20 protein-coding genes are annotated in these 21,779 nt (G+C 67.9%); 10 read left to right on the forward strand and 10 right to left on the reverse strand.

Annotated features, from left to right (window positions below; genetic code table 11):
- Window positions 1-68: 68 nt before the first annotated feature.
- Both acs and HR9077_RS06710 read right to left on the reverse strand, forming a co-directional pair.
- Window positions 69-2,018: an acetate--CoA ligase gene (acs, locus tag HR9077_RS06705; RefSeq protein ID WP_136066239.1), complete on the reverse strand. Its 1,950-nt coding sequence runs from the start codon at window positions 2,016-2,018 to the stop codon at window positions 69-71.
- A 172-nt stretch (window positions 2,019-2,190) separates the two neighbouring features.
- Window positions 2,191-2,739, reverse strand: coding sequence for a SprT family zinc-dependent metalloprotease (locus HR9077_RS06710; protein WP_136066240.1), 549 nt, complete (start codon window positions 2,737-2,739; stop codon window positions 2,191-2,193).
- 73 nt (window positions 2,740-2,812) lie between these two features.
- On the opposite strand from HR9077_RS06710, the gene HR9077_RS06715 reads away from it, so the two are divergent.
- Window positions 2,813-3,460 carry a YecA/YgfB family protein gene (locus HR9077_RS06715; protein ID WP_136066241.1) on the forward strand — a complete coding sequence of 216 codons (648 nt, stop codon included), beginning with the start codon at window positions 2,813-2,815 and terminating at the stop codon, window positions 3,458-3,460.
- A gap of 184 nt (window positions 3,461-3,644) precedes the next feature.
- Here HR9077_RS06715 and HR9077_RS06720 read toward each other — a convergent pair whose 3' ends face one another.
- Window positions 3,645-4,766, reverse strand: a complete 1,122-nt coding sequence (locus tag HR9077_RS06720) for a phospholipase D-like domain-containing protein (RefSeq protein WP_136066242.1) — start codon at window positions 4,764-4,766, stop codon at window positions 3,645-3,647.
- Window positions 4,767-4,877: 111 nt separating this feature from the next.
- On the opposite strand from HR9077_RS06720, the gene plsB reads away from it, so the two are divergent.
- Window positions 4,878-7,400 (forward strand): glycerol-3-phosphate 1-O-acyltransferase PlsB, encoded by a 2,523-nt coding sequence (gene plsB, locus HR9077_RS06725; RefSeq protein WP_136066243.1) that lies wholly within the window; start codon window positions 4,878-4,880, stop codon window positions 7,398-7,400.
- On the opposite strand, the gene HR9077_RS06730 is transcribed toward plsB, so the two are convergent.
- The 5 genes from HR9077_RS06730 to HR9077_RS06750 all read right to left on the reverse strand — a co-directional run bounded on the left by HR9077_RS06730 (window position 7,379) and on the right by HR9077_RS06750 (window position 11,380).
- Window positions 7,379-8,152 (reverse strand): class I SAM-dependent methyltransferase, encoded by a 774-nt coding sequence (locus tag HR9077_RS06730; protein WP_136066244.1) that lies wholly within the window; start codon window positions 8,150-8,152, stop codon window positions 7,379-7,381. The two genes, plsB and HR9077_RS06730, sit on opposite strands and share 22 nt — an antisense overlap.
- Window positions 8,149-8,964 carry an undecaprenyl-diphosphate phosphatase gene (locus HR9077_RS06735; RefSeq protein WP_136066245.1) on the reverse strand — a complete coding sequence of 272 codons (816 nt, stop codon included), beginning with the start codon at window positions 8,962-8,964 and terminating at the stop codon, window positions 8,149-8,151. The genes HR9077_RS06730 and HR9077_RS06735 overlap by 4 nt, the downstream gene beginning before the upstream one ends.
- A gap of 327 nt (window positions 8,965-9,291) precedes the next feature.
- Window positions 9,292-9,978: a tRNA (adenosine(37)-N6)-threonylcarbamoyltransferase complex dimerization subunit type 1 TsaB gene (gene tsaB, locus HR9077_RS06740; protein ID WP_136066246.1), complete on the reverse strand. Its 687-nt coding sequence runs from the start codon at window positions 9,976-9,978 to the stop codon at window positions 9,292-9,294.
- Window positions 9,979-10,122: 144 nt separating this feature from the next.
- Window positions 10,123-10,779: an adenylate kinase gene (gene adk / locus HR9077_RS06745; RefSeq protein ID WP_136066247.1), complete on the reverse strand. Its 657-nt coding sequence runs from the start codon at window positions 10,777-10,779 to the stop codon at window positions 10,123-10,125.
- A 229-nt stretch (window positions 10,780-11,008) separates the two neighbouring features.
- On the reverse strand, window positions 11,009-11,380 hold the full coding sequence (locus HR9077_RS06750) for a diacylglycerol kinase (RefSeq protein WP_136066248.1): 372 nt from the start codon (window positions 11,378-11,380) through the stop codon (window positions 11,009-11,011).
- Window positions 11,381-11,597: 217 nt separating this feature from the next.
- Here HR9077_RS06750 and HR9077_RS06755 point away from each other — a divergent pair, with 217 nt between their 5' ends.
- From HR9077_RS06755 to HR9077_RS06775, 5 genes are all read left to right on the forward strand, one after another.
- Window positions 11,598-12,575, forward strand: coding sequence for an MDR family oxidoreductase (locus HR9077_RS06755; protein WP_136066249.1), 978 nt, complete (start codon window positions 11,598-11,600; stop codon window positions 12,573-12,575).
- Between the two features lie 86 nt (window positions 12,576-12,661).
- Window positions 12,662-13,696, forward strand: a complete 1,035-nt coding sequence (locus HR9077_RS06760) for a type I glyceraldehyde-3-phosphate dehydrogenase (protein ID WP_136066250.1) — start codon at window positions 12,662-12,664, stop codon at window positions 13,694-13,696.
- 60 nt (window positions 13,697-13,756) lie between these two features.
- Window positions 13,757-14,920, forward strand: a complete 1,164-nt coding sequence (locus HR9077_RS06765; protein WP_136066251.1) for a phosphoglycerate kinase — start codon at window positions 13,757-13,759, stop codon at window positions 14,918-14,920.
- A 90-nt stretch (window positions 14,921-15,010) separates the two neighbouring features.
- Window positions 15,011-16,075 carry a class II fructose-bisphosphate aldolase gene (gene fba / locus HR9077_RS06770; RefSeq protein ID WP_136066252.1) on the forward strand — a complete coding sequence of 355 codons (1,065 nt, stop codon included), beginning with the start codon at window positions 15,011-15,013 and terminating at the stop codon, window positions 16,073-16,075.
- Window positions 16,076-16,136: 61 nt separating this feature from the next.
- Entirely contained in the window at window positions 16,137-16,457 is a 321-nt protein-coding gene (locus HR9077_RS06775) for a hypothetical protein (RefSeq protein WP_136066253.1), read from the forward strand.
- On the opposite strand, the gene HR9077_RS06780 is transcribed toward HR9077_RS06775, so the two are convergent.
- Window positions 16,454-17,983 (reverse strand): sodium:solute symporter family protein, encoded by a 1,530-nt coding sequence (locus HR9077_RS06780; protein ID WP_136066254.1) that lies wholly within the window; start codon window positions 17,981-17,983, stop codon window positions 16,454-16,456. The two genes, HR9077_RS06775 and HR9077_RS06780, sit on opposite strands and share 4 nt — an antisense overlap.
- Window positions 17,976-18,212, reverse strand: a complete 237-nt coding sequence (locus tag HR9077_RS06785; RefSeq protein WP_136066255.1) for a DUF4175 domain-containing protein — start codon at window positions 18,210-18,212, stop codon at window positions 17,976-17,978. Before HR9077_RS06785 ends, HR9077_RS06780 begins: the two co-directional genes overlap by 8 nt.
- 222 nt (window positions 18,213-18,434) lie before the next feature.
- Here HR9077_RS06785 and HR9077_RS06790 point away from each other — a divergent pair, with 222 nt between their 5' ends.
- The 3 genes from HR9077_RS06790 to HR9077_RS06800 all read left to right on the forward strand — a co-directional run bounded on the left by HR9077_RS06790 (window position 18,435) and on the right by HR9077_RS06800 (window position 21,742).
- Window positions 18,435-19,289, forward strand: coding sequence for a DMT family transporter (locus tag HR9077_RS06790; protein ID WP_136066256.1), 855 nt, complete (start codon window positions 18,435-18,437; stop codon window positions 19,287-19,289).
- A 74-nt stretch (window positions 19,290-19,363) separates the two neighbouring features.
- Window positions 19,364-20,239: a DMT family transporter gene (locus HR9077_RS06795; RefSeq protein WP_136066257.1), complete on the forward strand. Its 876-nt coding sequence runs from the start codon at window positions 19,364-19,366 to the stop codon at window positions 20,237-20,239.
- A gap of 114 nt (window positions 20,240-20,353) precedes the next feature.
- On the forward strand, window positions 20,354-21,742 hold the full coding sequence (locus tag HR9077_RS06800) for an SLC13 family permease (RefSeq protein WP_136066258.1): 1,389 nt from the start codon (window positions 20,354-20,356) through the stop codon (window positions 21,740-21,742).
- Window positions 21,743-21,779: the final 37 nt, after the last annotated feature.

Below are 21,779 nucleotides of genomic sequence, written 5' to 3' on the forward strand. Positions count from 1 at the left end.
CCTTCAGACATCCGCCTGTTCGAGGAGCTGGCGACTCCGGGTGGACGACGGCACTGGCTGAACGGGACTCAGCGGTTGGCGCGATTCTCGATCAGATCCTCGACCACGCTGGGATCGGCCAGGGTACTGGTATCGCCCAGGCCATCGGTCTCGTTGGCGGCGATCTTGCGCAGGATGCGCCGCATGATCTTGCCCGAGCGGGTCTTCGGCAGGCTCGGCGCCCACTGGATCACGTCCGGCGAGGCGATCGGGCCGATATCCTTGCGCACCCACTGGGTCAGCTCCTTCTTGAGCTCGTCGCTGGGCTCGTACTCGTCACCCAGGGTGACGTAGATGTAGATACCCTGGCCCTTGATGTCGTGGGGGTAGCCGACCACCGCGGCCTCGGCCACCGCCTTGTGGGCGACCAGCGAGGATTCGATCTCGGCGGTGCCCATGCGGTGGCCCGAGACGTTGATCACGTCGTCGACGCGCCCGGTGATCCAGTAGTAGCCGTCCTCGTCGCGCCGGCAGCCGTCGCCGGTGAAGTACATGCCCGGGTAGGCCGAAAAGTAAGTCTGCACGAAGCGCTCGTGGTTCTGCCAGATCGAGCGCGCCTGGCCCGGCCAGGAATCGAGGAGCACCAGGTTGCCGCTGGTCGCGCCCTCGAGGATGTTGCCCTGGTTGTCGACCAGCGCCGGCAGCACGCCGAAGAACGGCCGCGTCGCCGAGCCCGGCTTGAGATCGATGGCGCCGGGCAGCGGCGCGATCATGATGCCGCCGGTCTCGGTCTGCCACCAGGTGTCGACGATCGGGCACTGGCCGTTGCCGATCACTCGATGGAACCACTCCCAGGCCTCGGGGTTGATCGGCTCGCCGACCGAGCCCAGCACGCGCAGGCTGGTGCGCTGGCTCGAGTCCATCACCGTGTCGCCGTGGGCCATCAGCGCGCGGATCGCGGTCGGCGAGGTATACAGGATCGAGACGTTGTGCTTGTCGATCACCTCGCCGATGCGTCCCGGCGTCGGGTAGCTGGGCACGCCCTCGAACATCAGGGTGGTCGCGCCATTGGCCAGCGGCCCGTAGACGATATAGCTGTGCCCGGTGATCCAGCCGACATCGGCGGCGCACCAGTAGACCTCGCCCTCCTGGTAGTCGAACACGTACTGATGGGTCAGCGCGGCGTGCAGCAGATAGCCGCCCGTGGTGTGCTTGAGCCCCTTGGGCTGGCCGGTGGAGCCCGAGGTATAGAGGATGAACAGGGGGTCCTCGGCGTTCATCGGCTCCACCGGGCAGTCGCTGGATTGCTCATCGACGAGTTCGTGGAACCACACGTCGCGACCGTCGTGCCAGTCGATCTCGCCACCGCTGCGCTTGACCACCAGCACCTTGTCGACCACATCGGTGCCGTCGCGGGTCATCGCCGCGTCGACGTTCTCCTTGAGCGGGACACGCTTGCCACCGCGTATCGACTCGTCGGCGGTGATCACCACCTTGGACTGCGCGTCGACCACCCGCTGGGCCAGCGCGTCCGGCGAGAAGCCGCCGAACACCACCGAATGGATCGCGCCGATGCGCGCGCAGGCCAGCATCGCCATGCTCGCCTCGGGCACCATCGGCATGTACAGGGTGACGACATCGCCCTTGCCGACGCCCATCGACTTCAGGGCGTTGGCCAGTTGACTGGTCCGCGCGTGCAGTTCGCGAAAGCTGTAGGTCCTGGAATCATTGGGGTCGTCGCCTTCCCAGATGATCGCCGGCTGATCGCCGCGACGCTCCAGGTGGCGATCCAGGCAGTTGTGGCAGGCGTTGAGCTCGCCATCCTCGAACCAGCGGATGTCCACGTCGTGGGCATCGAAGGTGGTGTGCTTGATCCGGGTCGGCGCCCTGGACCAGTCGAGGCGCTTGGCCTGCTCGGCCCAGAAGCCTTCAGGGTCGTCGACCGACTGCTGGTACATCGACAGGTACTTGTCCTTGTCGGCCCATGCGTTGGCGGCGAATTCCTCACTGACTGGATGGACTTTCTGCTGCTCGGTCATGTCGCGCCTCTATCCCTGGAAGTGGTGGCCTCGATCTCGTCGAGCCGGTCCGGCGCCGATCGGCCAGACCAACATTGCAATTGTAGACAGCTTATACCCAGCAGGGGCAAGCCCCCCAATTAGACATTGGTCGCAGCAATTTTCTCTTTTATATCATGCGATTACGAATGCGTCAGGTAGCCACGCAACCGGCATAGACCAGCGCACCGCGGCACTTGCGGCAAAAATAGTCCCGCCCGGAGCGCGCGCTGGCATGACGGCGACGGCTGAAGAAGTGCTCGCGACAGGCACAGCGGTAGCGATACGGCGCCGGGCTCGCCGTCCGGGTGTCGAAGCGATGCGTCGCGCGGGGCTCGAGCCCGTAGAGAGTACGCATCACGTGCTTCCATTCGCGTCCGTGGGGCCGCACTCGCGGGCCTTCGTCGAGATGATGGACCAGCCAGTGGGCCATTTCGTGGGGGATCACGTCGGTGAAGAACGCCAGCCGGTTCTCGGCGAGCAGCTGCGGATTGAAACGCAGCCCGCCACGACCGAAGTGCGCCTGGCCGGCGCCCTTGCCGCGCAGGTCGAGCCAGACCGTCGGACGCGGCAGATGCGGGTGCACTTCGCAGGCCAGTCGCCAGGCTTCGGCGGCGCGCGCATGCGCGGCGGCATGCAGGGCGTCGCGATCTAGAGCGGCCAGCCAGCCGGCATCGGGAGTCGGGAGCGTCGGTACTTGCATAGGAGTGCTAGAATGCCGACCAACGCGGCGTGCGGCAAGCGCGCCCAGCCTTCGTTCTTGAGGAATCCAGCCGATGTCAGAAACGCCCCCGCCGCAGCCGCTGCTCGACGACGATGCGCTGGCCCTGCTCGACGATTTTCTCGATTCCGAGCGCGCCGGCGCCGATGCCCTGGACATCATCGGCGCCCACGGTTTTCTGGTCGCGCTGGCCGTCGCCCCCCGCGAGGTGCCGGCGGCGACCTGGATCAGCGAACTCTTCCATGGCGAGCCGGCATTCGCCGACGACGACGAGCGCGAGACGATTCTCGGTCTGCTCGAACGCCTGCGCGGCAATGCCATCGTCGCGCTCGAACAGGGCCAGTTGCCCGAACTGCCGTTCGAGCTGACCCTCGGCGGCATCGCCCCCGAGGAAACCCCGATCGGCGACTGGTGTGCCGGCTTCATGGAGGGGGTGTTCCTCGACGAGGCGGCCTGGTTCGAGGACGACGAGGAAGCCGCGGCAACCTTGTTGCTGCCGTTCATGGCGCTATCGGGGCTGTTCGACGACGAACCCGACATGGCCGAGTTCATCGCCGAACCGCGCGAGGCCGAACGCCTGGTGGTTCAGCTCCCCGAACTGGTGCTCGACCTTTACTTGCACTATCGCGTGCCGCCGGAAAAACCCAAGCCGGCACCGCGCAAGAAGAAGCCTGCCGGGCGCGGCGGCAAAAGCCGCCGCTAAGCGACGAGCGACGAGCGACGAGCGACGAGCGACGAGCGACGAGCGACGAGCGACGAGCGACGAGCGACGAGCGACGAGCGACGAGCGACGAGCGACGAGCGACGAGCGACGAGCGACGAGCGACGAGCAGGATGACCGGCCCGGCCTGTCTCTGACAACCTTGCCGACACCGCAGCCCGGAAGACTACTTGAGCCGCGTCACCCAGGCATCCAGCGTGCCGTAGAGCCATTCGCGCAGGCGCTGGCCGAGCGGCCGCCGGTCCCACTGTTCGGCGAGGATTTCGCGACTCTGCGCGAAGTTGCCCTCGAACAGCGCCGCCACCTCCCTGGCGAAGCGCGGGTCGTGGATCTCCTGGTTGGCCTCAAGGTTCCACTGCAGGCTCCAGTGGTCGAAGTTGCACGAACCGATCGTCGCCCAGTCGTCGGCCAGCGAGAACTTGGCGTGGATGAAGCGCGGCTGATATTCGTAGATGCGCACGCCGGCACGCAGCAGACGCCGGTAGAAGCGCTGGCCGGCGTAGCGAATCCCCGGATGATCGTGTGCCTCGCCGGGCAGCAGCAGGCGGACGTCGACACCGCGCCTGGCCGCCCGTGCCAGGCGCCGGCGCAGGCTCAGCGTGGGCACGAAATAGGGCGTACAGAACCAGATGCGACGCTGGGCGCTACCGATCTGCTGATGCAACGACAGTCGAACCGCCTGGTAACGGTAACCCTGCCCCCAGACCACCCGGCCGCGCATGCCCTGATAGTCCTCGAGCGGGGCGATCGCCAGCTGCAGGCCCTGGACCAGCCGCGGGTCGCCCTCGCCGCGAGTCAGCGGCGAGTCCCACAACCGCGAGAAGAGCCGCATCCAGTCGGCGACCACCGGGCCCTCGATACGCACCGCGACTTCGAACCAGGCATCGAGGAAGGTGTCGCTGGCACCGAAGCCACCGGTGAAGGCGGTGCGGCCGTCGACCACCAGCAGCTTGCGATGGTCGCGGGTCAGGTTGTGGGCCAGCCGCCGCCAGGCCAGTGGATTGAAGAAGCGAAGCGCCACGCCACCGTCGGCCAGGCGGCGACGGTCGTCGGCCTGCAGGCCCATCGCCCCGTAGCCGTCGAGCAGCGCCAGTACCGGTACGCCGCGTGCCGCCGCGGCGATCAACGCATCGATCAGCTGGGTGGCCAGGCGCCCCGATTCCACCAGATAGAGTTCGAGTATGACCGACTGTCGAGCCGCCGCGATCGCCTCGGTCATCGCCGGCAGAAAGCATGTGCTTTCCGGCAGCAACGCGAACCGGTTGCCGTCTCGCCAAACCCCGCGCATCGCCTGCCCCCTGTTCCCAGTCGTTTCCACCGGCACCGACGCACGGCGGCGCCGACATTCGGGCGGGTCATGTCGCTATAATGCCTGAACATTCTCTGAATCGGCATTCGGATGGCTTTGCTTAACCCGCTGGACCCGTTGCGCACCGCGCTGCGTCGCCTGCTCGCCGGCTGGGCCGAACTGCGCCTGGTCGAACCCGCCCCCGAACGGCTCGCTATCGACCCGGATCGTCCCACGCTTTATGTACTGCCGCATCCGGCGCTCTCCGATCGCCTGCTGCTGGCCGATTTCTGCCGTCGCCACGGCCTGCCCGATCCGGATCGACGTTGGCAGCTGGGCACCCTGACGCTACGCGGAACCCTGGCGCTGCCGGTGCACAAGCGCCGACTGTGGCCACGTCGGCGGCCCCGACCATCGCCGCTGGCCGCGATCATCGACGCGCTCGCCGCATCGCCCGGCAACGACGTCCAACTGGTGCCGGTCAGCGTGTTCTGGGGCCGCGCCCCGGGCAAGGACTTCGGGTTCTGGAAGATGCTCGCCGCCGACAGCTGGCAGCTCACCGGGCGCCTGCGCCGCGCGCTGTCGGTGCTGGTCAACGGCCGTAACGTCGAACTGCACCTGGGTGAGCCGCTGTCGCTTCGCGCCCTGCTCGACGAGCGTCCCAGCGCACTGACCAGTCGCAAGGTCTCGCGGGTGCTGCGGGTGCATTTCCGACGCGTGCGCACCCGCGTCCTGGGTCCCGACCTGTCGCATCGCCGGACGTTGATTCACGGCCTGCTCGCCAGCCCCGAGATCCAGCGCACCATCGCCGAGACCAGCACCGCGCTGGGCCAGTCCCGTGCGCGCGGCGAACGACGCGCGCGGCGCTACGGTCGCGAGATCGCCTCCAACATGAGCTATCCGGTGCTGCGCTTTCTCGACCAGTTGCTGCACCGGCTGTGGAACCAGCTCTACGCCGGGGTACGCGTCAACGGCATGGACCGCGTCAAGGCGCTGGCCGGCGACCACACGCTGATCTACGTGCCCTGCCACCGTAGCCACATCGACTATCTGCTGCTCTCCTACGTGCTCTACCGCGAAGGCCTGACGCCGCCGCAGGTGGCCGCCGGGCGCAACCTGGACATGCCGCTGATCGGTCCGCTGCTGCGCCGCGGCGGGGCGTTCTTCCTGCGCCGCAGTTTCAAGGACAACCGGCTCTACGGCGCGGTGTTCAACGAATACCTGCACCGCCTGCTGTCCCGCGGCCACGCGGTGGAATACTTCATCGAGGGCGGTCGTTCGCGCAGCGGCCGGCTGCTTACCCCGCGTCCGGGCATGCTGGCGATGACCCTGCGCTCCTACCTGCGCGGCGCCCCCGACACGCGCCGCGACCTGGCCTTCGTGCCGGTCTACATCGGCTACGAGAAGGTGCTGGAGAGCGCCAGCTATCTCAAGGAGCTGCAGGGCGGACGCAAGAAGCAGGAATCGCCCTTCGACCTGCTGCGCGTGCTCGGTCAGCTGCGCCAGCCGTTCGGCCGGGTCCAGGTGAACATCGGCGACCCCCTCAAGCTGAGCGAGTTCCTCGACCGCGAGGCGCCCGACTGGCGACGTGCGCCCCGCGATACCCGACCGCCGTGGCTGACCCGGGCCGTGCCCCGCCTGGGGCGCGAACTGAGCCTGCGCATCAATGCCGCCGCGGCGCTGAACGCGGTCAACCTGTGCGCACTGGTACTGCTGGCGACGCCGCACCAGGCGATCGAGGCGGAACTGATCGAGCGTCAGCTGGCCCTGCTCGTCGCGCTGCAGCGCGACCTGCCCGGCGGCGGCCAACGCAGCCTGCCCGATGGCACACCGCGCGACTGGCTGGCCGAGGCCGCCTGGCTGGGCTTCATCGAGCGTCGCCCGCAGGCACTCGGCGAGCTGATCCTGGCCAACGGTCAGCAGGCCACGCTTCTGACCTGGTATCGCAACAACGTCCAGCACCTGTTCGCGCTGCCCGCGCTGGTGGCCTTCGCCTTTCGCAACAACCCGCGCTTCGACCTCGAAACGCTCAACCAGCGCCTCGCCCCGGCCTGGCCGCTGATCGCCCGGGAGCAGTTCGCCAGCCTGCCGGCGGCGGATTTCCGCCAGGCACTGAGCGCCACCCTCGACACCCTCGCCCGGCACGGCCTGCTCGAACGCCAGGACGCCACCTGGCAGCGCCCCGCCGGGCTCAGCGTCGAGGCCGAACAACTGCAACTGCTGGGCCGGCTGGCCCAACCGACCCTGGAGCGTGGCTATCTATTGCTGGCGGCCCTGCTGAGCCGGCCCAGTGCCAGCCTGACCCGCGAGGACCTCGAGGAGCACAGCCGGCAGCTCGCCGAACGGCTGACGCTGCTCTCGGGGCTCAATGCCCCGGAATTCTTCGACCGACGCCTGTTCAGCGGACTGCTGGACACCCTGGAAGGCGAAGGCTGGCTATGGCAGGAAAACGGCAAGCTGGCCTTCGACAGCCTGCTTCAGGAAGCGTTGTCACGCAGCCGCAGCCTGTTCGACCCGACCCTGCGTCACCGCCTTCTGCAACTCGCCCGGCAGCGCGAGGTGGCCGATCCGGAAATGCTCAGCGCCACCTCGCCGGAGGACGAGGCATGCACTCAGACGCGCAGCGAGCGGTGAACGTAGAGATCGTAGCGGCTGGTCCTGGCCTCGAGGGTATGGGCCGGCCGGGGGCCGGCGATCGGCGGCGCCTTGCGCGGGCGCTTGACCGCCACCCGATGGGTGGCGACGTCCAGCGCCGCTTCGAGAAGCCTTGGCGCATCGTCGTCGTCGCCGGCGAGTTCGCGGAACAGGCGCATCTCCTTCTTGACCAGCGCCGACTTGTCGCGGTGCGGAAACATCGGGTCGAGATGGATCACCTGCGGAGCGATGCGTGCCTCGCTCGCCGCCGCAAGCAATGCCCTGGAATCGCCGGCATCGATGCAACACAGCCGCATCCGCGCGGCGATCTCGGCCACCTCGATGTCGCGGCCTGCCCGCGCCAGGGCATCCTCGAGCAATGCGGCGATCGCCGGCACGCGCTCGAGCATCAGCACCTCGGCTCCCAGCCCGGCCAGCACGAAGGCATCGCGGCCCAGCCCGGCGGTGGCATCCACCACGCTCGGCGTCACCCCCTTGGCCAGCCCGCAGGCCTTGGCCACCAGCTGGCCTCGGCCACCGCCGAAGCGGCGCCGATGATCGGCCTTGCCGGCGACAAAGTCGGCCGACAGCGGCTTGCCATAGCAGGCCGGATCGCCGGCGATCGCCAGCCCCGAGGCGGTCTCGGTCAGCCACAGGCCACCGGCCGGCGGGTGCTCCGCCCAGGGCAACCCCAACCGCGCGGCGAGCGGGCGCAGCGACTCGCCGACCACCACGGGCAGCGCCGGCGTCATGCCAGCCACAAGCCCAGCAGCACGACGCCGAGCACCAGCCGGTAGACGACGAACGGCCACATGCCGATGCGATCCAGCGCCGCCAGGAACAGCTTGATGCACACCAGTGCGGCGATGAACGACAGTCCGGCACCCAGCAGCACATCGTGCAACGTCGCGTCGGTGCCGGCCTCGGCAAGCTCCAGGCCTTTCAGCGCACCCGCGGCGACGATCAGCGGAATCGACAGCAAGAAGGAGAAGCGCGCCGAGCTCTGGCGGTCGAAACCCAGCAACAGCGCCGCGGTGATGGTGATCCCCGAGCGCGAGGTGCCGGGAATCAGCGCCAGCGCCTGGAACAGGCCGATGATCAGCGCCGCCTTGAGGGTCAGGCTGGCCAGCTCGCGGCTGCGGCTGCCGCGCACGTCCGCCCACCACAGCAACAGCCCGAAGCCCAGCGTGGCCAGCGCGATCACCAGCGACGAGCGCAGCGAGGTCTCGATCAGGTCGTTGAACAAGCCCCCGACGATCACCGCCGGCAGCGTCGCCAGCAGCACCATCCAGCCCAGCCAGCTGGCGTCGGTCTGGCGCGTGGCCAGCGGCCCGCTGCCGGCGAACTGACCGAACCAGCCGGCGACGATGCTCGCCACCTCGCGGCGAAAGGCCATCACCACCGCCGCCAGCGTGCCGACATGCACGGCGACATCGAAGGCCAGCCCCTGGTCGGGCCAGCCGAGGATCTGAGAGGGCAGGATAAGGTGCGCCGACGAGGAGATGGGCAGGAACTCGGTGAGCCCCTGGATGAGCGACAGCGCAACCAGTTGGAACCAATCCATTGTCAGCAATCCTTGTGATCAGCGAAGTCCGCCGGAACGCCCGGCGACATGGCGCCGCGAAGAGACCCGGCGAGGATAAACCAGTCGTACCGAGGGCCGTTCAACGAGCGGCCATGGAACGGCCAACGGGTGCGTGCGGTCCAAGCTCGCTTCCGCCAAGAGTTCCCTTCACGCCTGTTCCTTTCACAACTCGATCGCTTTCCGGCGGCAAGCCTTCGCAAGGGCGCTGTAAACCCGCCCCTGGGCGCTACCTTTGCCCTCCATGGCAAAGACCCTTGCTTCGCCTTGCCGCCAGCGCCCGACATGCCGGGGGTTGGAAAATGCATGCTATGCCCGCTTCCAGGCCACCTCGTTGCGCAGATAGACCGGCGTGACCTCGTGCGCCGCCCGGCCTTCGCCGCGGGCATGCGCCCGGGCCGCCAGTCGAACCATCCACTCGGCGCTGGGCTGGCGCTCGGCCAGGCGCTGGGCCATGGCGTCCTGCACCCACACCGGCATCGCTTCCCACAGCGCCCAGCCGGAGCCCACGCCGCACCAGTCGACGTCGCGCCTCCCGGCGGGCAGCTCGAAACGTTCGGGCGGCATCACCGCCTCGTCGCTCAACGTGGCGAGTTCACCGTCGCGGCAATGATAGGCGGCGACGTAGATTTCGCCCATGCGTGCATCGAGCGCGGACACCACGTAGCGCACGTGCAACTGATGGTGGGCGGCCAGCGCCAGCGCCTCGAGCGTCGACACGCCGAGCAGCGGCCGCTCGAGGCCGAACGCCAGCCCCTGGGCGACACCGGCGGCAATCCGCAGCCCGGTGAATGAGCCCGGGCCGTGACCGTAGGCCAGCGCATCGAGATCGGCGGGGCGCAGCCCGGCCTCGGCGAGCAGGTCGTCGATCATCGGCATCAACCGCCGGGTGTGCTCGCGCGGGGTCAGCGCGAAGCGCGACAGCACCTCGCCGTCACGCCACAGGGCGCAGGAGCAGGCGCTCGAGGAGGCATCCAGGGCCAGCAATGTCGACATGGCAATTACGTCTGATGGAATGGCGCGGGCATTATACGGTCGGCGACGAGCCGGCAAAAGCCACATGCAGCGAGCCGCCCGGAAACGGACAGCCCGGCCACCGGGGCCGGGCTGACCGCTTCGCGAAAGGGCAACGTCGCGGCGTCAGCCTTCCAGCGCCTCGACCACCTGACGCTTGATGTCGTCGACCGTGCCGATGCCGACGATGCGATGGTAGGCCGGCGCCTCGCCGGGCGCCTGCTCGGCCCACTCGCGATAGTAGGCGACCAGCGGTTCGGTCTGCTCGTGATAGACGGCCAGCCGGTTGCGCACCGTGGACTCGCGATCGTCCTCGCGCTGGATCAGCGCCTCGCCGGTGACGTCGTCCTTGCCCTCTTCCCTGGGCGGGTTGTACTCGAGGTGGTAGACGCGCCCCGAACCGGGGTGCACCCGGCGGCCCGCCAGGCGCTTGACGATCTCCTCGTCGTCGACGGCGATCTCGACCACGTGATCGAGCCTGACGCCGGCCTCCTTCATCGCGTCGGCCTGCGGAATGGTGCGCGGAAAACCGTCGAACAGGAAGCCGTTGGCACAGTCGGGCTGGCCGATACGCTCCTTGACCAGGGCGATGATGATGTCGTCGGACACCAGCCCGCCGCTGTTCATGATCTCCTTGACCTTGAGACCCAGGTCACTGCCTTCCTTGACCGCGGTGCGCAGCATGTCGCCGGTGGAAATCTGCGGAATGCCGAAGCGCTCGCAAATGAACTGGGCTTGCGTACCTTTGCCGGCACCGGGGGCGCCCAAGAGGATCAAACGCATCTGTGCTGCTCCTTTAGATTTTTTCGCGGCCAATTGTTATTGACGCTGGCTAAGTGGATGTCGGAGGCGGCGCCGTCCGTGACCAGGAGAAAGACCCGTGACGATACCGGGGGCGTCGCGGCCAGACAAGCAGACAAACGACTGAACGCGACAGCCTGACGCACCCACCTTGTTACCCTAACTGTAGAAGCCGGCCGCGCGCTTTGCCTGCCGTCCCGCGCCGGCGGGCTCAGCCGAGCAGTCGCTGCCAGAGCAGCAGCCCCCAGGTCAGCCCGGCCATGAGCAGCGACAGCATCACCGCGGCGGAACCGATGTCCTTGGCGCGCCCCGAGAGCACGTGGTGCTCGGGGCCGATCCGGTCGACCACGGTTTCCACCGCGCTGTTGAGCAGTTCGACGATCAGCACCGCCACACAGCTGCCGATCAGCAACAGCCACTCGACCGGGGTCTCGCCGACCCACCAGGCCAGCGGCAGCAGCAAGGCACACAGCACCGCCTCCTGGCGAAAGGCCGCCTCGTTGCAGAACGCCGCCTTGAAGCCCTTGAGGGAGTAGCGGGTCGAGTGCATCAGGTGCCGCCAGCCGGTTTCGCGTGGTTTCATGCTGCCATTTCGCTCCTGTTTTGCGCCTGTTCACGCCTGTAGCGCCCACGTCACCGGGGCGGCAGCGTCCGCTTTCGGGCAGCGGCGCCGGACAATCCGTCGATGGTAGCAAAGGCCCCCGCCCTGGCAAGCACTCGCGCCGAAGCGCTATTGCCGCCCCCGGATACGGCGGCTAGTCTGGGATGACCGTGAGACGCCTAACCGTCAGGAGACAACCATGCCCCGCGTGCTGATGCTCAAGGATGAAGACCCGCGCGCCCGGGTCGAGACGATCGACGAGGACCGCCTCCCCGAGCGTGCCGTGACCGTCGACATCGACTATTCCGATCTCAACTACAAGGATGCCCTGGCGGTGACCGGCAAGGGCAAGATCGTCCGCGACTACCCGTTCGTGCCGGGCATCGACTTCGCCGGCACGGTGCGCAGTTGCGAGGGCGAGCGCTTCGCGCCGGGCGACAAGGTCATCCTCACCGGCTGGGGCGTCGGCGAACGCTACTGGGGCGGTTTCGCCGAGACCATGCGGGTCGACGAGGAGTGGCTGGTGCCCTGCCCCGAAGGGCTCTCCACCCGCGAGGCGATGCTGTTCGGCACCGCCGGGCTGAGCGCCATGTTCAGTGTGATGCGCCTGGAAGACGCCGGCCTGGCGCGCGGCGCGCGGGTGGTGGTCACCGGCGCCACCGGCGGCGTGGGCAGCTGGGCGGTGAAGATGCTCGCCCATTACGGTTACGAGGTGCATGCGGTCACCGGCAAACCCGATCAGGACTCATGGCTCAGGGAGCTTGGCGCGACCGAGGTACTCGGGCGCCACGAATTCGAGGGCGACCCGCGACCATTGGAGAAGAGCCGCTGGGCCGGCGCCATCGACACCGTCGGCGACAACGTCCTGGCCAACGTGCTGGCGCAGATGGAGTACCACGGACTGGTTGTCGCGGTGGGCCTGGCCGGCAGCAGCGACCTGCCCACCACGGTGATGCCGTTCATCCTGCGCGGGGTTTCGCTGCTCGGCGTCGACAGCGCGATGCAGCCCCTGGCCCGGCGTCGCGAGGCCTGGAAGCACATCGCCGACCTTCCCGAGGCGGTGCGCCAGGCCATGCATTACGAGGAGCTCGGCATGGAGACGATCGCCGAGCGCGCCGAGGCGATGACCAACGGCGACATCCACGGCCGGCTGCTGCTCAATCCGCACATCGACTGAACCGTTGGCCTGAGAGCCGGCCGGTTGGGGCGCTGCGCGCTTTGCGCTAGAATCGCCTTCCGTTCGTCACCCGCACCGAGCTCATCATGCCCCACCGCATCGCCATCAACGGTTACGGCCGCATCGGCCAGTGTGTGCTGCGCGCGCTGGTCGAGCGCCCCGAGCTCGGGCACGACGCGGGGCTCGAGGTGGTGGCGATCAACGAACTTTCCGACCCGGCGACCGTCGCCTACCTGACCCGCTACGACACCACCCACGGGCGCTTTCCCGGCGAGGTCGCCATCGACAGCGACCAGCTGTTGATCAATGGCCGGGCAATCACCCTGCTCCGCGAGCCCGACCCGCAACGCCTGCCCTGGAAGGAGCTGGGGATCGACCTGGTGGTCGAGTGCTCGGGCAGCTTCAAGGATCGCGCCACCGCCGAGCTTCACCTCGCCGCCGGGGCCCGGCGCCTGCTGTTCTCGCAACCCGCCGAGTCCGACGTCGACCTGACGGTGGTCGGCGGCATCAACGAGGCCGCGCTCGAGCCGGCGATGCGCATCGTCTCGGCGGCCTCGTGCACCACCAACTGTCTGATCCCGATCCTCACCGTGCTCGACGAGGCGCTGGGTATCGAGCACGGCGTGACCACCACCATCCACTCGGCGATGAACGACCAGCCGGTGATCGACGCCTACCACAAGTCCGACCTGCGCCTGACGCGTTCGGCGATGCAGTCGATCATTCCCGTCGACACCGGGCTGGCGCGCGGCATCGAGCGGCTGATGCCCAAGCTCGCCGGGCGCTTCGAATGCCTCCACGTGCGGGTACCGACGATCAATGTCTCGGCGATGGACATGGCGATCTCGGTGCACCGGGCGTGCGACGCCGCCACCGTCAACGCGCTGCTCGCCGAGGCCAGCCGCACGCGCCTGGCCGGACGACTCGGCTACACTGAAGAACCCATGGCCTCGGTCGACTTCAACCACGATCCGCGCTCGGGTATCGTGGACGCCACTCAGACCCGGGTCGCCGGCGGCCATCTGGTCAAGCTGCTCAGCTGGTTCGACAACGAATGGGGCTTCGCCAACCGCATGCTCGAGGTCGCCGCGCGGCTGGCCGAACTCGATGCGCGGCCCTAGCCATTGTCCGCCCGCACCCGAACGCGGCCAAACCGGATTCAACACTAGGAGCATCCGCCCATGAACGTGCGCAAGATGACCGACCTGGCACTCGCCGGCAAGCGCGTGCTGATTCGCGAAGACCTCAACGTCCCGGTCAAGCAGGGCAGCGTTACCTCCGACGCCCGCATCCGCGCCTGCCTGCCGACCATCGAGGCAGCGCGCGACGCCGGTGCCAAGGTGCTGCTGATGAGCCACCTGGGCCGGCCCAGCGAAGGCGAGCCCGCCGACGAGTTCTCGCTGGCCCCGGTCGCCGCCCACCTCGGCAAGCTGCTCGGCCAGCCGGTGCGGCTGGTCGACGACTACCTCGACAACCCGATCGAGGTCGCCGACGGTGAGGTCGTGCTGCTCGAGAACGTACGCTACAACCGCGGCGAGAAAAGCGACGACGAGGTGCTGGCCCGGGCCTACGCCAGACTCTGCGACATCTACGTCATGGACGCCTTCGGCACCGCGCACCGCGCCCAGGCCTCGACCCACGGCGTGGCGCGCTACGCCGACGACGCCTGTGCCGGACCGCTACTGGCCCGCGAGCTCGAGGCGCTGGAAAAGGCCCTGGCCACGCCGGCGCGCCCGATGGTCGCCATCGTCGGCGGCTCCAAGGTCTCGACCAAGCTCGATGTACTCACGGCACTGTCCGAGAAATGCGACCAGCTGATCGTCGGCGGCGGCATCGCCAACACCTTCATCGCCGCGGCGGGCCACAACGTCGGCAAGTCGCTTCACGAGGCCGACCTGATCGACCAGGCCAAGGCGTTGATGGCCAAGGTCGAGATCCCGCTGCCCAGCGACGTGGTGGTGGCCAACGAGTTCTCCGAATCGGCCGAGGCGGTGGTGCGCCCGGTCGATCAGGTCGGCGACGACGAGATGATCCTCGATATCGGCCCCGATACCGCCTCGCGCTTCGGCGCGCTGCTCAAGGACGCCGGCACCATCCTCTGGAACGGCCCGGTCGGGGTGTTCGAGATCGACCAGTTCGGCAAGGGCACCGAAGCGCTGTCCAAGGCGATCGCCGCGAGCAACGGCTTTTCCATCGCCGGCGGCGGCGATACCCTCGCGGCGATCGACAAGTACGCCATCGAGGACAAGGTCTCGTATATCTCCACCGGCGGCGGCGCCTTCCTCGAGTACGTCGAGGGCAAGCAACTGCCGGCGGTGGCGGCCCTGCAGGATGCGGCCAGGTAAGCCGAGCTGAAAACCCGACAAATCCAGCATCACCGACCCGGGGCGGCGCTCTGGCCGCCCATTTATGACCTTCAGGAAAAACGCACCCACATGGCCCTGATCAGCCTGCGCCAGCTCCTCGACCACGCCGCCGACTACGGCTACGGCGTGCCCGCCTTCAACGTCAACAACCTGGAACAGATGCGCGCCATCATGGAAGCCGCCGACGCCACCGATTCGCCGGTGATCGTCCAGGCCTCCGCCGGCGCCCGCCAGTACGCCGGGGCGCCCTTCCTGCGCCACCTGATCCTGGCCGCGATCGAGGAGTTTCCGCACATTCCGGTGGTCATGCACCAGGACCATGGCACCAGCCCCGCGATCTGCCAGCGCGCCATTCAGGCGGGCTTCTCGTCGGTGATGATGGACGGCTCGCTCGAGGAAGACGGCAAGACGCCAGCGGATTACGCCTACAACGTCGAGGTCACCCGCCGCACGGTCGAGATGGCGCACGCCTGCGGGGTCTCCGTCGAGGGCGAGCTGGGCTGCCTGGGCAGCCTGGAAACCGGCCAGGCCGGCGAGGAGGATGGCATCGGTGCCTCGGGCACGCTCTCCCACGAGCAGATGCTCACCGACCCCGAGGAAGCCGCCGCCTTCGTCGCCGCGACCCGCGTCGATGCCCTGGCGATCGCCATCGGCACCAGCCATGGCGCCTACAAGTTCACCCGGCCGCCCACCGGCGACACGCTGTCCATCGCGCGCATCCGGCATATTCACGAACGCATTCCCAACACGCACCTGGTGATGCACGGCTCCTCCTCGGTGCCCCAGGAGTGGCTCGCGGTCATCAACGAACACGGCGGCAAGATCCCCGAGACCTACGGCGTGCCGGTCGAGGAGATCGTCGAGGGCATCCGCCACGGCGTGCGCAAGGTCAATATCGACACCGACCTGCGGCTGGCCTCGACCGGTGCCATTCGCCGCTTCCTGGCCCACAACCCGGCCGAATTCGACCCGCGCAAGTACTTGAAGGAATCGGTAGCCGCCATGCGCGAGCTGTGCGTCCATCGCTTCGAGACCTTCGCCACAGCCGGCAATGCCAGCCGCATCAAGCCGCTCGGTCTGGAGGCGATGGCCCAGCGCTACGCCGCGAGCGAGCCGGCGGCGCTGGCCGGCTGAAGGCAACGTAACAACGCTCGCCGCCGACGCCGGCGGTGGCCTTGGCTACCGGAGACAAGCCATGCACAACCTGATCATCCCGCTCGTCACCTGCGTCATCGCCTTCGCCGCGATCTTCGGCTACCAGGCGTACACCGATAGCCAGCTCGACGAGCATATCGAGCGGGCCATCGCCACCTCGCTGGCTGGCGAACGCCCCGGCGAAATCGAGGTCGAGCTGACCGCCACCCACGCGGTCAACAAGGGCTATGGCGTCTGTGGAACGTATACGCTCGCCTCGCCGGAAGACGACAGCGACGCGTTCTTCTACAGCAAGGTCAGCGAACACGTGACACTCGGCGTCGACGCCCGAGACTACCGGGCGAACTGCGACGCGCGCTAATCGCCGCGTGCTGCGCTTTCTCGGGTGTTGTGGGCCCGAATCGCCTGTTCACCGCGACGCCGGTACCAGTGCGGCGCGGCGATACGGAAGAACCGCTCGGTCACCGCGGCCTCCACCGGCCGGGTGGCCAGCGACACCGCGACGAAGATCGGCAGGTTGGCCATCAGGCCCCAGAAACCGGCGTGAATGCCCAGCGGATGCTTCCACAGCGTGGTGAAGGCGGTGGTGACGACGAAGCCGACGACGATGCCGGCGATCACCCCGGCGCGGGAGGCGCGCGGCCACAGGAACATGCCGATGAACGCCGGCAACACCTGGGTGGCGAAGCCCAGCCCCACCAGCAGGATCATCACCAGGCTGCCCGGTTCGGCGATCGCCAGCGGAGCTACAATCAACGCCATCAGCGGCACGATCAACCAGCGGGTGAGCTGCGCGGTGGTGGCGTCCGAGAGCCCGCACAGCGGCTGGATGACGTCCTTGCCGTAGCTCAGCGCCACCGAGTGGATGAACGGCTCGCACGACGACATCGACGCCGCCAGCGTGCCGGCGCCGAGCAGCCCCACCAGGAGCGCCGGCAGGTGCTGCATGGCGTATTCCAGCACCACGGTGTCGCTGCGCGCCAGCTCCGGCAGGGTATAGATGCCGATGAAGCCCACCATCACCATGGGCAGGATCACCAGATAATAGCCGGGCAGCCAGGTGGCGCTGCGGCGGATGGTGGCGGCCGAGGCGGCGCTCATCCACTGCGTCCACACCGGCGGCATGAAGGAGAGCATCGAGACGATCACCGAGGTGGTCCAGAAGCGGAAGCTCATGTCGCCGCCGGCGCCGGGCAGGCTCAGCCAGGCGGCATGCTCGTCGCGCACCCGATCGAACACCGCGGCAAAGCGCCAGCCACCGGTGGCGGAGTGCACCGCCCACAGCCCCACCGCCCAGGCGACGACGAACATCAGCACGCCCTGAAAGGCATTGGTACGACCGATCGCCCGCTGGCCGCTGACGAACAGGTACAGCGCGATGCAGCTCAGCACGCCGATCACCCCCAGCCATACCGGAATCGCCCCGCCGCTCATCACCGTGAGGATGTAGGCGGAACCGACGGTCTGCAGCACCGCGTAGGCCAGCGACCCCACCGACATCACCAGCGCCGACAGGCCGCCCAGGAACGGACTCTGGTAGCGGTCGGCGATGGCACTGGCCTGGGTGACGTGCCCGAAGCGTTCGCCGAACGCCCACACCCGGGGCCCGCAATACCACGCCACCAGCGCCAGGTAGGCGAGATACACCACCACGTAGAACACCGGCACGCCCTTGGCGTAGGCCCACCCCGGCGCGCCCATGAAGGTGTAGGCGCTGACGCTGCCGGCGGCGATCAGCAGGTACAGTGTCACCGGCCCCATGCTGCGCCCGGCCACGCCCCACTCCTCGAGACTGTCCATGCGCCGTCCGCGCCGCGCGTGCAGGCCGACCGCCATGACCACAAGCACATAGCCCAGGGTGATCGTCAGCGGGAGCGAACTAGTCATCGCCAGACCCTGCGTCGTCGTCGACGAAGCGATTGGCGATCGCCATCACGGTGCAACTGGCAAACACGACCACGTAGCTCCAGACGACGATGGCAGGCATGCCCAGCCAGCCAGGCGCATGGTTGACCCAGCCGATGACCGGCCACAGCCCCAGCGCCAACACCGCCAAGAAGGCGATCAACAGCCCCCACCCAGGCAAGGTGGTGGGCAGGACGAAATAGCGATGCATGAAGCGACTCTCTTGTGCGGTGAATGACCCACGACATCGCCATGGCGTCGCGCTCGCCGGCACGCTCCATTGCGACTCGCTGGAAATTGGCAACACAGCCTACCCCAGTCACACCGCCAAGTGCAGCCATCGAGCTCATGACCTTGGGTCCTCTCGCCGGGTCGGCCATACTGTCAGGTTCAGTATTTCGCCCCGTTCAGGGGCCGACTCAAGGAGGAGTCCGTGACGGGCATTCCGTGGATCATCGCGGCGGCTGCCCTGTGGGGCGTGGCCGGTGGCTTGGCGGGCATTCTCATCGAGCACGGCTGGGAACCGCTCGTGGTCGCGTTCTATCAGGCCGCCATCGGTTTCCTCTGCCTGTGCGCCTGGCTGTGCCTGCAACCCGGGGAAGGCCTGCGCAGCAATCGCAACCAGCTATTCTGGGCGGTGCTGGCCGGGGTGGGCATCGCCGGCAACTTCGCGCTGTATTTCCTGAGCATCCGGCACGCCAACGTAGCGGTCGCGGCAACGCTGATGTACACCGCCCCGGTGTACGTTTACCTGGTGGCCTTCATCGCCGGCCTCGAGCGCAATTCGCTGATTACCTGGCTATGCCTGGCCCTGGTCCTCGTCGGTGTCGTGCTGTTGACCGGCGTGACCGGCGCCGGCGGCCTCACCGCATTCGGCATCGCCTGTGGCATCGGCGCGGGGCTGGCCTATGCGCTGTTCATCTTCGGCTTCAAGTACGCGTCGCTCCAGGGTCGCCCGCATCTTGTGCTGGTGGTCGCCTTCCTGACCGTGCTGGCCTGCCTGTTTCCCTTCATCGACCACGCCCAGGCCGTTGCCGCGCTGCGCTCGGCCGATATCGGCTGGTTCGTGCTGCTCGGTCTGTTCGGCGTTGGCTTGTCGTTCCTGCTGTATATCGTCGGATTACGCAGGACTTCGCCCACCGTGGCTTCGATCATCGCCATGGTGGAACCGGTCACCGCGTCGTGGTTCGGGATCGTGGTACTCGGCACCACCCTCGGCCCGGCCCAGGCCCTGGGCATGGCGATCATCCTGGTGACGGTGACCTATCTGAGCGTTCGCCAGCGCTGACGACGGTTATCGACTAGCCTGACAACGCGCTGTAGATAGTGCAGCGCAATATGCATTCATCAAGGAGGATAGGTATGCAGCTCAAGGGCCCGGCGCTGGTCATGCTGGCGGCATTTCTATGGGGCGTGTCCGGCGGGATCGGCGGGCTCTTGATGACCCACGGCTGGAGTCCGCTGGTCGTGACCTTCTATCGCGGTGCGGTCGGGCTGGCGTGCATCCTCCTCTGGTGGGCACTACATCGCCTAGCCGGCGGTTCGCAACGGGTGGGCGGCCGGCATCACTGGCCATGGTCGGTGCTGGCGGGGCTGGGGGTCGCCGGCAATCTGACCTTCTACGCGATTGCCATCGACCGCACCAGTGTCGCGGTCGCCGCCACGTTGATGTACACCGCGCCGATCTATGTGCTGCTGGCCGCCTTCCTGGCCGGCCGCGAGCGCGCCGACTGGGGAAAGGCAGCGGCCATCGCGCTGGTCCTGCTCGGCGTCGCTCTGCTCACCGGCCTCCTCGATGGCGGCGCATCAGACATAACCGCGGTCGGTGTGGCGGCGGGGATCGCCTCGGCGCTGTCGTACACCCTGTTCATCCTGGCCTTTCAGAATGCCGCCGCACGCGGCACCGTGCCTACCACGCTGGCCATCGCCTTTGCCACCTTTGTAATCGTGCTTGCACTGCTGGTGGATCGCACCCGGGTAATGGCCGCGCTGCACTCCGCCGACCTCGGCGGCTTTCTGCTGCTCGGGTTCTTCGGTGTCGGCCTGTCGTTTGCCGTCTACCTGCCCGGCCTGCGCCGCACCCCGGCCAGCCTGGCCTCGATGATCGCCATGGTGGAGCCGGTCACGGCATCGTTGTTCGGTCTGCTGGTGCTGGGCGAAACCCTCGGCCTCAGCCAGTGGCTGGGCATGGCGATGATCGTCATCACCGTCACGACATTGAGCGTTCGCCGGCATTGATTCAGCACTTCATCCCCGAACGACAGCCACGGCGTCCTGGCCGAGCCTCGTGGGCCGCTGGTTCGCCTGCTAAACTCGGCGCTTCCCCCGCACCCAGCCCCCTCGGAAAACGCCATGCCCGCCCTCCTGCTCCTGCGCTTACCGGTCCGAACCCTGATCGTCCTGGCAGGGCTGCTGGGGGTGGCGGGATTCCTGCTGGGCTGGCCTGCGGCCGATCCGCTGCTGCGCGTCACCAGCGTGATGGTGTTGTCGATCGCCTTGTGGGCAACCGGCTGGCTGGCACAGTGGCTGACCGCCCTGGTGTTCTTCACGCTGTGCACGGTGGCCGGCGTGGCGAGTGCCGACACGGTGTTCGCCGGCTTCTCGTCGGCGGCGACCTGGCTGGTGTTCTCGGGGCTGGTGATCGGCGCCGCCATCCACTACACCGGGCTGGGGAGCAACCTGGCCAGCCGCGCCGGGCCGCTGCTGTCGCCTTCCTATCGGCTGGCGGTAGGCGGGGTGGTGGCCCTGGGCCTGGCGATGGCCTTCGTCATGCCTTCGGGCATGGGACGCATCGTCCTGCTGACGCCGATCCTGATCACCCTGGCCGATCATCTCGGCTATACGGAAGGCCGGCGCGGACGCACCGGCGTGATTCTCGGCGGCATGATGGGCACATTCCTGCCCACCTACGCCATCCTGCCGGCCAACGTGCCCAACAACGTGCTGATGGGCGCCGCCGAGACGGTACTCGGCGCCCCGCCGAGCTACAGTGCCTACCTGCTGCTGCACTTCCCGGTGCTCGGGCTGCTCAAGGCGGTCATCCTGGTGTGGGTGATGCTGCGGCTCTTCCCGGATGGCGACCCGCGTCCCGAGGCGCGGCAAGCCGCCGACTCGCCCGCCTTGAGCGGGGCGCAGAAGGGGCTCGCCTGGCTGCTCGTCGCCGCCGTACTGCTGTGGCTGAGCGATGCCTGGCACGGCGTCTCGCCGGCCTGGATCGGCATGGCGATCGCGCTCGTCTGCCTGTTCCCGGGCAGCGGGCTGATGAAAGCCCAGCCGCTGCAGTCGCTCAACGTCGAGTCGTTGATCTATGTGGCGGGGATCGTCAGCCTCGGCGCACTGGCGCATGAAAGCGGGCTCGGCGCGTATCTGGCGCATTCACTGCTCGTCGCGCTGCCCCTGGGCGAGGCCGGCGATGCGGCGACCTTCGGTTTGCTGGGAGGGCTGGCGATGGCGCTGGGGTCGCTGATCACGCTGCCCGGCGTACCGGCGGTGCTGACCCCGCTGGCACCGGAAATGGCCACGATCACCGGCTGGTCGCCGGAAGCGATCGCCATGAGCCAGGTAGTGGGGTTTTCCACCGTGCTGCTGCCCTACCAGGCACCGCCGCTGGTGGTCGGCCTGATCAGCGCCCGACTGCCGCTGCGCGACGCCATGCGGATACTGCTGGTCATGGCGACCGTCAGCCTGATCGTGCTGTGGCCGCTGGACTATCTATGGTGGCAATTGCTGGGCTGGATCTGAAATCGATACGCCGAGGCGGGCCGTACGCAGGCGGCAT

Origin of the sequence: Modicisalibacter radicis (genome assembly GCF_900961225.1) — a bacterium.
Taxonomy (GTDB): Bacteria; Pseudomonadota; Gammaproteobacteria; order Pseudomonadales; family Halomonadaceae; genus Modicisalibacter.

Excerpts from the sequence above, each read along its gene's own strand:
- adk (WP_136066247.1), bottom strand. The coding sequence starts at position 10,779 with ATGCGTTTGATCCTCTTGGGCGCCCCCGGTGCCGGCAAAGGTACGCAA.
- HR9077_RS06755 (WP_136066249.1), top strand. The coding sequence starts at position 11,598 with ATGCCCCGCGTGCTGATGCTCAAGGATGAAGACCCGCGCGCCCGGGTC.
- HR9077_RS06710 (WP_136066240.1), bottom strand. The coding sequence starts at position 2,739 with ATGCAAGTACCGACGCTCCCGACTCCCGATGCCGGCTGGCTGGCCGCT.
- HR9077_RS06775 (WP_136066253.1), top strand. The coding sequence starts at position 16,137 with ATGCACAACCTGATCATCCCGCTCGTCACCTGCGTCATCGCCTTCGCC.
- HR9077_RS06750 (WP_136066248.1), bottom strand. The coding sequence starts at position 11,380 with ATGAAACCACGCGAAACCGGCTGGCGGCACCTGATGCACTCGACCCGC.
- HR9077_RS06720 (WP_136066242.1), bottom strand. The coding sequence starts at position 4,766 with ATGCGCGGGGTTTGGCGAGACGGCAACCGGTTCGCGTTGCTGCCGGAA.
- HR9077_RS06780 (WP_136066254.1), bottom strand. The coding sequence starts at position 17,983 with ATGACTAGTTCGCTCCCGCTGACGATCACCCTGGGCTATGTGCTTGTG.
- HR9077_RS06785 (WP_136066255.1), bottom strand. The coding sequence starts at position 18,212 with ATGCATCGCTATTTCGTCCTGCCCACCACCTTGCCTGGGTGGGGGCTG.
- tsaB (WP_136066246.1), bottom strand. The coding sequence starts at position 9,978 with ATGTCGACATTGCTGGCCCTGGATGCCTCCTCGAGCGCCTGCTCCTGC.
- HR9077_RS06765 (WP_136066251.1), top strand. The coding sequence starts at position 13,757 with ATGAACGTGCGCAAGATGACCGACCTGGCACTCGCCGGCAAGCGCGTG.
- HR9077_RS06800 (WP_136066258.1), top strand. The coding sequence starts at position 20,354 with ATGCCCGCCCTCCTGCTCCTGCGCTTACCGGTCCGAACCCTGATCGTC.
- HR9077_RS06715 (WP_136066241.1), top strand. The coding sequence starts at position 2,813 with ATGTCAGAAACGCCCCCGCCGCAGCCGCTGCTCGACGACGATGCGCTG.
- HR9077_RS06760 (WP_136066250.1), top strand. The coding sequence starts at position 12,662 with ATGCCCCACCGCATCGCCATCAACGGTTACGGCCGCATCGGCCAGTGT.
- HR9077_RS06730 (WP_136066244.1), bottom strand. The coding sequence starts at position 8,152 with ATGACGCCGGCGCTGCCCGTGGTGGTCGGCGAGTCGCTGCGCCCGCTC.
- HR9077_RS06735 (WP_136066245.1), bottom strand. The coding sequence starts at position 8,964 with ATGGATTGGTTCCAACTGGTTGCGCTGTCGCTCATCCAGGGGCTCACC.
- fba (WP_136066252.1), top strand. The coding sequence starts at position 15,011 with ATGGCCCTGATCAGCCTGCGCCAGCTCCTCGACCACGCCGCCGACTAC.
- acs (WP_136066239.1), bottom strand. The coding sequence starts at position 2,018 with ATGACCGAGCAGCAGAAAGTCCATCCAGTCAGTGAGGAATTCGCCGCC.
- plsB (WP_136066243.1), top strand. The coding sequence starts at position 4,878 with ATGGCTTTGCTTAACCCGCTGGACCCGTTGCGCACCGCGCTGCGTCGC.
- HR9077_RS06795 (WP_136066257.1), top strand. The coding sequence starts at position 19,364 with ATGCAGCTCAAGGGCCCGGCGCTGGTCATGCTGGCGGCATTTCTATGG.